The sequence below is a fragment of the Deltaproteobacteria bacterium genome (genome assembly GCA_016183175.1).
GTDB lineage: Bacteria > UBA10199 > UBA10199 > UBA10199 > SBBF01 > JACPFC01.
Map to the genome: position 1 here is coordinate 1 of JACPFC010000077.1, position 8,500 is coordinate 8,500.

The 8,500-nt window shown below is 54.3% G+C and carries 8 protein-coding genes and 1 pseudogene; 1 reads left to right on the plus strand and 8 read right to left on the minus strand.

Annotated elements, in window-relative coordinates:
* The 7 genes and pseudogenes from HYU99_08020 to HYU99_08050 all read right to left on the minus strand — a co-directional run.
* A partial coding sequence (locus HYU99_08020) for a hypothetical protein (protein ID MBI2340293.1) occupies positions 1–429 on the minus strand: 429 nt, incomplete at its 3' end.
* Complete coding sequence (locus HYU99_08025) at positions 404–958, minus strand: hypothetical protein (protein ID MBI2340294.1); 555 nt, start codon at positions 956–958, stop codon at positions 404–406. The genes HYU99_08020 and HYU99_08025, both read right to left, overlap by 26 nt.
* 124 nt (positions 959–1,082) lie before the next feature.
* A pseudogene (locus HYU99_08030) lies at positions 1,083–2,187 on the minus strand (DNA topoisomerase VI).
* Positions 2,184–3,995, minus strand: coding sequence for a DNA topoisomerase VI subunit B (locus HYU99_08035; protein ID MBI2340295.1), 1,812 nt, complete (start codon positions 3,993–3,995; stop codon positions 2,184–2,186). Before HYU99_08035 ends, HYU99_08030 begins: the two are co-directional and overlap by 4 nt.
* A 54-nt stretch (positions 3,996–4,049) precedes the next feature.
* Positions 4,050–4,859 (minus strand): AMP nucleosidase, encoded by an 810-nt coding sequence (locus HYU99_08040; GenBank protein ID MBI2340296.1) that lies wholly within the window; start codon positions 4,857–4,859, stop codon positions 4,050–4,052.
* Between the two features lie 11 nt (positions 4,860–4,870).
* Positions 4,871–5,215 (minus strand): MerR family transcriptional regulator, encoded by a 345-nt coding sequence (locus HYU99_08045; GenBank protein ID MBI2340297.1) that lies wholly within the window; start codon positions 5,213–5,215, stop codon positions 4,871–4,873.
* Between the two features lie 118 nt (positions 5,216–5,333).
* Positions 5,334–6,299 carry a DnaJ domain-containing protein gene (locus HYU99_08050; protein MBI2340298.1) on the minus strand — a complete coding sequence of 322 codons (966 nt, stop codon included), beginning with the start codon at positions 6,297–6,299 and terminating at the stop codon, positions 5,334–5,336.
* 268 nt (positions 6,300–6,567) lie between these two features.
* Here HYU99_08050 and HYU99_08055 point away from each other — a divergent pair, with 268 nt between their 5' ends.
* Positions 6,568–7,875 (plus strand): citrate synthase, encoded by a 1,308-nt coding sequence (locus HYU99_08055; protein ID MBI2340299.1) that lies wholly within the window; start codon positions 6,568–6,570, stop codon positions 7,873–7,875.
* A 44-nt stretch (positions 7,876–7,919) separates the two neighbouring features.
* Here HYU99_08055 and HYU99_08060 read toward each other — a convergent pair.
* Positions 7,920–8,500: pentapeptide repeat-containing protein (locus tag HYU99_08060; protein MBI2340300.1), on the minus strand; the 581-nt coding region annotated here is incomplete at its 5' end.

Below are 8,500 nucleotides of genomic sequence, written 5' to 3' on the forward strand. Positions count from 1 at the left end.
GAGCACAGAATCTCGGACACGCCATTTTCCTGCAGGGGCATGGATCAACAAGGGGGTCTCTTTCCACGAAGTGGACCGGCTTTTTTTGCATTTTTCAATAACCCCTCTCCATTGGAGAGAATCAATCTTCTCCAAAAGCCCTCCCAAAAATCGGGACGCCCATTCGTCGTTTGCATCGCGGATAAGTGTGGAAAGCCTCTCAGCATTCACCAAAGAACCGTAACGTTTAAGCCACCCCCATATTCCCTCGTAAAGCCGTCCATTCAACCGCGCTCCGTATCCGGAGACCATTAGTGCGGATTCGATATCAACCGAATAATGATTGACGCCGCCGGTTCCGTTGAAACCGATTCGGTTCCATTGAGCCCGGATAATATCCCCAATGTGGAGAAAAAGGATCTGGTTATACTTTTTTTGTAACTTCACCATAGCCCAATTGCGCAAACATGCTGATGAGTATCTGCTTGAATCCGTCCGACGGATCATGCGTTCGACACCACTTGCCCGCAAGAAACATCTCGTCCTGCGTGGGTTTTAAAGCCAACAGATCTTCCACATGATAGCCTCCCCGATCGGCAGAGGCATAGACCTTGAAAAAAATCTGATCGCGGCGGGAGGCAAAATAAACGGTGAGAGACCTGCCAAATTTCGAAATCTCGGCACGTTCTTTAAACCCCCCTGGAAGCCCCATGGTTGTAATCTGATCGGGCCCCGAATTGATCCATTTCTCGGAAAGGCCATAGTTTCTAGCCACAATTTGAACTGCCTCAGTCAAGAGAGGGGGCCAAGGAACCGGAAAAAGAGTGTCGATATCTTTCGTCGTGCGATCGATCATGCCGGTTAAGATAAGGGCGGCACCTCCACAGATACCCAGATCAATCGGCGTTCCACCTAATTGCTCATACACTGCACCCAAGGCATTAAGAAATTTAAGTAGTTGATTTTTATCCATTTTCATAAAAATAATTTTAACAGATTATCACATATATTGCAATTTAATATTGTGCATTATGCAATATTAAATTGCTTAATATATTTAGCCGATGGTTTGGGCTTTTGGCTCGGTTTTTCGATGCGGCCAATCACACAAAATTCTTGTTTTTGATCTTCTCCATGATGATCTTCTCGGGCATGAGGGGATCGCGGGGATTCACCGAACAGCCAGTTCAGGATGTCGGATACCCCTTTGTTCTTTTTGTCCTTGAAAAAAGGGTCGTTGTCCAGCGCATCGCGCGCCTTTTTGAGCGCTCGGCTCTCCGAGACATCGTTTTCCCTTACAGCGTAATCGGGGAGATCGTACCTTTTGATATCCTCGGGCAATACCCCCAGAAACCTGACCTCCGGCGCCGAAAAATCGGAATTGCGGATAAGGCTTCCGGCAGAACCGGCCTTCAGCGTCCGGAAAATATTCTGCATCGTGTAGGCGTCGAGATCGCCGAAGAAATAACAGGGAATATCCAGCTGATCCTGGATCAGTTTGGTCCATCCACGAACGGCATTTGAAGGAACCCCCTGCGCGCCGAGGAGAATACAGGGATGACGCCGCGTGAAACCGCTGTTGACCAGCGTATTGGCGGTGCCCTCCGATTCAACAATCAGGCAAAAATCGATCTTCTTTCTTGCCTTCAATTTCAGATCCTGCGGCCGGTTTTTGGGCTGAAACGGCGCTGTTCCCAGTTTGGAAAGATCGATGGTCGCCTTGGATCCGTCGGGCATCGTCTCAACAACCACCAATTGCTGGCTGTAGGTCTGGCCGCCGCGGTCGTTGGCAAAACAGTTCACATCCTCGCGGTAGCACTCGAGCATCTCGCAGATGAAATCGATGATCTCGTCGCTTTCATTCTGGTCGGTAAAATCGAGCGGTTTGAGCGCCGGGTTGTGTTTCACCTCGCCCTTCGAGATATAGTAGATTTCACGCTTGGTGTTGGTCGCCCCAACCTCCAGGTTGCGGAGCAAGAGCTCCAAAATAAAAATCGCCCGCGACATTTTTTGGACGGAACTGACGTTTAATTCGGTGATGACCTTTTTGTTGCCGGGGGTAAGATAGCCGACTTTTGGGTTGTATTCCGCGTTGTCGAGCGTGCACTTGGTCGCCTCGAGGGTAGGCCGTTTGGCGCGTTCGAGGTCGCGCAGGAGGCGCTCGCACATTTCGACCGAGATTCCTTTGATATCGATTCTCCCGCTCATCTTCTTCCACCCTTCTTTTTTCCCTTGGACTTGGCCGCTTTTTTAAATTTTTTTGACTCTTCTTTTTCTTCCATTCCTTCCAAAGACAACTGCTTGCCCGCCGTAGCTTTAGCAAAGGCGGGTTTCGCCGCAAGCTCCGATTCGGAAGACGGCAAAATGCCGGTCACCTCCTGTAATTCCTGCAGGGCCGCCTCGGCATGAACCTCCGCTTCCTTCAATTCCTTTTCCGCCAAATGCGCCTCGCGCCCCAAAAGCTTGGCCAAACCTTCCAGCGCCTTTTGACGACGCTCTTTTTTGGCTTTGACGATCCGACAACAACCGTCGACCAAAATCGGGCCGAATTGCTCGATGTGCCGGCGCTTTTGTTCAAGGTCCGCCTCTTTCTCTTCGCGACGGATATGTTTCGAAAGTTTCTGTCCCGCCTGAATCAACGCACGGCGCAATTCTTCCACCAGCTCGTCGCTGGCGTCCACCGTTTCCTTGGACGCATTCTTGAATTTGATGAACGGCGAAACCGTGCTGACCGCAATAATATAGGGCCCGAGCGGCAGACTATCCTTCGGCTGATTGAGGCCGTAGGTCCGCCAGTTGACCGATTCCGCCGCCTTTGTCATGGCGCAGGCCGATTTGTCGAACTGAAGCGGCACCCGGTTGGCAAAACGCAGGAGAGTGGCCGTTTGTTCCTCGGCCCCCGCCCCCCGGTCGGCCATGCGAGCGATCGCCACCTCCACCAGCACCGGTTTGAAATCGCAGATGGCCGGTTTGCGGGAAATGACGGAGAAAAAATCGACATTCCCGATCCTCTGGATGCTCTTGGCCAGCCCCGATTCGCCGATGGAAAGAACACTTTTCGTCGACGGGGCCATCAATTTGGCTTTTTGAAGGCCTGAAAAAACCTTTTTAAAATCTTCCTCCGTTGCCGCATCGACGCTTTTTTCAAGAAGCCCTTTCGATACCGCCTTTTCACGCACCAGTTCCGTCAACGTTCCATCCGAAACACGCGAAAAGCCTTTTTTGATCCAGGCGCCGACTTTTACCCGGCCAAAAAGATGGGAGTGGGCGATAAATTCCCCCAATTTCATCGTGTGCGGGTGCGGTTCGGTCGCAACGGGAATTTCCGGAACCTCTTCCGAAACCCGCGGAACTTCCACCCAACCCTGATCGAGAATCTTGTACTTGAGCGCCAGGTGCGGATTGACCAGCGTTGTGCCATTCAGATAAGCGAGCAGGCCCCCTTCACCGGCCAGTTGAATCCGGGCATCGACGATAAATTCGCACGAAAGGCCATGCGGCCGGTCCCAGTCAACCGACTCTTTCTCCTTCATGACTCCTTTGTTGTGCTTGATGTCGACTTCGACGATGCACTTGACCGCCTGACGCATCTTTTCGGTCTTGGTGATGACGGTGACCCCGCGCGCGTTGGTGAGCTGGGCCCAGGTGGTGACCGCCGAAATGCCGATCCCCTGCTGGCCGCGGGTACAGCGTCCCCGGCCAAACTTGGAACTGGCGAGATATTCGCCAAAGACTTTGACGATGTCATCTAACGGAAGTCCCGGGCCGTTGTCTTCCACCCGAATTTTTATCCGGTCGGCCCCCTTCGCATGCGCCTCCCCCAGACGCTCAACGACGACCGATACTTCCGGAAGAACCCCCGCCTCTTCGCAGGCATCCAGCGCATTATCCACCGCCTCTTTGATGGTGGTGAGAATCGCCTTGGTGTAGGACGAAAAACCGACCTGCTGGAGGTTTTTGGAAAAATATTCGGCGCTGGAGGCGGAGGTGATGGCGGCGGTGGCTGATTTGGCCATGGTTGGAAGCTTCTGACATATTCACCGGCAAAAATGCAAGCCTTCATCGAACAGCTACCAGCGGTAGTGCCGGATATGCTCGCCGCGCCCGGCGATCTCGCTCATCGCCTTCACGCCGACCTCCAGATGAATGTCGGTAAAGCGGCGAAAAACCTTTGAGGCCGATTTTTTCGTCTTGATCCCTTTCTGTTTTAACGGGAGATCCGAGACAAGAAGCAGGGCCCCAATGGCCACCCGGCTGGCAAAACCCGAAACAAACAGGGCCGCGCATTCCATGTCGATGCCGATCGCGCGTTCCGAGTAAAGTTGATACTTGAACCTCTTGTCGAATTCCCAAAAACGGTAGTCCGTGGTGTGAACCACCCCTGTCCGGTAGTCGAGCCCATTTTCCACCAGAATCTGGCTGATAAATTTCTGGACTTTAAAGGTCGGCAGGGCGGGCACCTGGGGGGGCATGAAGTGACGCGACGCCCCCTCGTCCCGGATCGCCGCGATCGGGAGGATAAAATCCCCCACCTTCAGCGACCGGTGGAGCCCGCCGCACAGGCCCAAAAACAAGACCGCCTTGGGCGCAACACCGGCCAAAAGCTCCATGATCAGCGCCGCCGTGGGAGACCCGATGGAAAAGTCGACAAGAGAAACATCCAGCCCGGCGCTGTGGCAGACCTGCATGACCGACCCCGAAAAGAATTTTGTTTTACCCCTTATTTTAAAGCGCTGAAGATAATAGTCGAAGTTGGTGAGGATGATCTGTTTCCGAAAGGCCTTAAGCGGACTGCCGGTGTAGCGTTCGAGCATGTCGCGGGCAATGGCCTTTTTGGCCCTGCTTGTCTGTTCTTGATGGTCGTGGCGCGCCTTCGGCATTGAGGACTATTTTATCCGAGTTTTTTGAATTCTTCAATCAGGGCGTCATCCAAAAGCCCGTTTTTTTCAAGCAGGGCAAAAACCTTGCGGAGGAATTTTTCCATCCCGATCGTCCGGTCGCGCATGCGGAGGATGACCTCCACCCCTTCGATGTTCACCTCGAGATCGTCGATCAGGTTGCGGATGACGCGAAAGCGCTCGAGGTCCTCTTCCACAAAAAATTCGGCCTTGCCGTCTTTGGATGGGACGACCAGCTCAATTCCGATCCACTCCTTCAAACGCTCGACCGGAAGGTCAAGCTCCCTCGCGATATCCGAAAGGGTGAATCTTTTTTGCTCCATGGAAGTTCCTTTCATGAAATGTCAAATGTCAAATTCCAAAGGAAGGTCAAAAAAACAAACGACGAGCATTTTTTTGAAATTATTTTTTTGGGTTTCCTTTGACATTTGAACTTTGACATTTGAAATTCTCCCCCTAGCCCCACAGTTTTTTCCGGGGATCGGCTTCCTTCCCCTTAACGGCTTTCAACAGTTCTTCTTTTGACCTTTGATCGAGGCCTTCGGGAAGATGAACCTGAAGAACCAGATACTGATCGCCGCGGGAGCCGGTCTTGCGGTCGAGCGCCCCTTTTCCCTTAAGCCGCATCTTTTGGCCGCTCTGCGCCCCCGCCGGAATCTTCACCTCCACCATGCCGTCGATGGTCGGCGCCTTGACCTTTCCTCCCGACAAGGCTTCCGAGAGATTGAGCGGAAGATCGACCTCGATATCGTTTCCGCTCCGGCGGAACCAGGGATGTGCGATGATGCGCGGTTCGATGTATAAATCGCCCGCCTCGCCCCCGGCCACTCCCGGTTCTCCCTTTCCGGCCAGCCGGATTTTCTGGCCATCCGTAATCCCCGCGGGAATTTTCACCTTGAAGGATACGCCGCTCCCCAGACGGATCGTTTTTTCGCATCCCTTCGCCGCATCAGTAAAATCAAGGTCAAGCGAAAAGTAAAGATCCTTCCCCTTTCGCGTCCGGTTGGCCGTGCCGAAATCAGCCGTAAAACCGCGCCGTCTGCGGGCGGCCCCGCCAACCCCACCAAGGCCGCCAAAGAGGTCGCCGAAGATATCCCCCAGATCGTCGAGGTCGATACCCGCTCCGTATTTGCCGCCCCCTCCTTCGAATGGATTATAGGTATAAGTGCGCCATCCTCCGGCGCCCCCTCCGGGAAACCCCTCGAAATCGGCGGTGCCGAAGGCGTCATATTTTTTCCGCTTCTCGGGATTTGAAAGAACCTCATTGGCCTCGGAAATTTCCTTGAAGCGCTCCTCGGCCTTTTTGTCGCCGGGGTTGACGTCGGGATGGTATTTACGGGCCAGCTTTTTAAAGGCCTTGCGGATCTCCTCCTCGCCGGCCCCTTTGGATATGCCGAGAATCTGATAGTAGTCTTTGGCCACGGATAAAGAGAATGTAAGACCTTAGGCGGACATTTGCAATGGATGGAATTAAAAAAATCAACTCCCCCAGCCCCCCCATTAAATTCCGAAATTCCTTGTCAGCACCAGCAGATTGAAATAGAAAGGCGCCTCTAAGCGAACCATCGGGCTTGCCCCGTGGTTCGCGCGGGGTTTGGGGCCACCTGCCCGCCGGATTGGCAGGCGGGTTTGAGGCCCGAAATAAATCAATGCGAGTAGCAACAAACGGGCCGAAAGGGCCCCAAGTCTAATGCCCACCCAACACAAACAGTTTCTGACCGTTGTCGACAACCGCACCGGGAAAAAATACGAGCTTCCTGTCGAACACCGTTCCATCTGGGCCGTGGATCTCAAACGAATCAGGGTCGACGAGAACGACCGCGGGCTTTACAGTTATGACCCCGCCTTTTTAAACACCACCTCATGCAAGAGCAGTATCACCTTTATTGACGGCGAAAAAGGGATCCTCCTTTATCGCGGCTACCCGATTGAAGAGCTGGCTCAAAAAAAGAGCTACCTCGAAGTGGCCTACCTGATCATTTATGGGGAACTCCCCAACCGCGAGCAGTTCGCCGAATGGGAGGAGGAAATCAAAGGGCATCTCCGGGTCAACGCGGCCATCAACCATATGATGCGGGCGTTGCCAAGGAGTTCGCACCCCATGCCGATGCTGATTTCCGCCATCGCCGCCTTGTCGTGTCTGAACCCCGGGGCGCGCAACGTCACCGACGTCGAGGGACGACAGCTCCAGATTGTCCGGCTGATTGCCAAGGCCCCGACCTTGGCCGCCTGGGCCCTTCGGCACAACCGGGATCTCCCCCCGGTTGAACCCGACCCTGAAATGAGCTACACGGGGAATTTTCTCGCCATGCTTTTTCAGGAGGGGAATAAAAAATACAAGCCCCATCCGGTCATCGAGAAGGCGCTCGATGTTCTCTTTACCCTCCATGCCGACCACGAGCAAAACTGCTCCACCACCGCCATGCGGGTGATTGGTTCCTCCCATGCCGATCCCTTTGCGGCGGCGGCCGGGGCGGCGGCGGCCCTCTTCGGCCCCCGTCACGGCGGCGCCAATGAGGCGGTGCTCAAGATGCTGAAGAAAATCGGCTCCAAGGACAAGGTCGCCGAACACATCCGGCACGTTAAGGACGGCGAAGAAAGGCTGATGGGTTTTGGACACCGTGTTTACAAAAACTACGACCCCCGCGCCAAGGTCATCAAGGACACAGCCACGAAGGTGTTTGAGGTCACGGGAATAAACCCGTTGCTTGATATCGCCCTCGAGCTCGAACGCATCGCGCTGGAGGACAATTACTTCATCAAACGCAAGCTCTATCCCAATGTCGATTTTTACAGCGGCCTCATCTACGAAGCCATCGGCATTCCCACCGAGATGTTCACCGTCCTTTTTGCCGTGGCCCGTGTCTCCGGGTGGCTGGCCCAGTGGCGCGAGTTTCTGTTGGATCCCGAGCAAAAAATATCCCGCCCGCGGCAGATATACCTTGGACGGGGTTTAAGGCATTTAATTGGGATCCCCTTTTACGGAGTGATGAATTGAAGAATCTCGGCCGCTTGCGGCCGAGTTCTTCAAACGCCCCCTGTTTAGAGGAAAACCGGAACGGGCGCAAAAGCCGGGACGCCGCCAACCGGGACGGCAACCGGACTAAAAGCCATCGCGGCGGCGGAGATTGAGGCGGGCAGGACGGAAAGATTCACTAACGGGGCCAAAGGACTGCACCAAGGGGTGGCCATACCGCCCGAATAAAGTCCCAACCCTGTTGCAAGGGGATTTCTGTTCATCCCGCTTGCGATGACCGGATCAAGGAAGGCTGGACCTGCCTCCCTCTCCGACCACGAAACCGGCGGATTTTTAACAACCGTATCCGCCCTTGAGGTTTGGGCATAGGCCAAAGCCCCCGCAATCAGAAGGGTACCAAACAATTTGCTCCCACCGCCGCCGGGTCCCTCTGCCGTTTTTTGGAGAAGAGTCCCCTGAAGCTTGGCCCCTTTAAACGAGGCCTTTCTGACATCGGCGCCATCCAGTTTGGCGTCGGTCAGATTTGCTCCGTCGAGGCGCACGAGGAACAAATTGGCCCCCGTAAGATCAGCTCCGGTGAGATCAGCTCCCTCAAGTCGGGCGAGCGTAAGATCGGCCCCGCTGAAATCGACTCCCCGAAGATCAA